This is a genomic window from Campylobacter sp. W0066.1, assembly GCF_024723635.1.
GTDB classification, from domain to species: Bacteria; Campylobacterota; Campylobacteria; order Campylobacterales; family Campylobacteraceae; genus Campylobacter_D; species Campylobacter_D lari_C.
Genome location: NZ_JANQCW010000050.1, coordinates 1 through 617 on the forward strand (window position 1 = coordinate 1; position 617 = coordinate 617).

The 617-nt window shown below is 31.8% G+C and carries 1 protein-coding gene; it reads right to left on the minus strand.

From position 1 onward, the window contains the following. Positions 1-617 (minus strand): methyl-accepting chemotaxis protein (locus CAMP18497_RS08225; RefSeq protein ID WP_337213757.1); only part of this gene is annotated, 617 nt, incomplete at both ends.

Sequence of the window (617 nt, forward strand, 5' to 3'; positions counted from 1 at the left end):
TGTTCACCAGCACGTGCTGCTTCAATAGCTGCATTTAATGCAAGCAAGTTAATTTGATCTGCAATATCTCCTATTATAGAAGTAACATTTTTAATCTCTTCACTTTGAGCAATTACTTCACTAGTTTTATGCGATACATTTTGCATAGAAGAAGTAATTTCTTCTAATGCTGCTGCTGTTTCTTCTAAAGAAGAAGCTTGGCTTGATGAAGAATCTGTTAAGTTCTTAACAGCACTTTGTAATTTACCACTCTCATCTGCTAATAAAGAAGCAAATTCAGATGATTGTCTTAACATAGCTACTATTTCTTGGCCTAAAGCATTAGCTGTTACTTCAACCCCGCCTTTAGCATTTTTAACTTCAGTGGTAAAGTCTAATGCTTTATAGCTATCAAATACTCTATTAATTTCATTCATATTAGAACCAACCTTTTGTTCTAATACATTTAGCATATCATTTAATACATTTTTTAATTCTATTAATTGAGGATTAGCAGGAATTGCTGTTATTCTTGCTGTTAGATTACCACCTTCTATTTCTTTAGCAGTTTCTACTGATTGTTCTACTGCTTTAGCATCTTGTTCTAATGCATTTTTAGTTTTAGTGATGTTTTCATT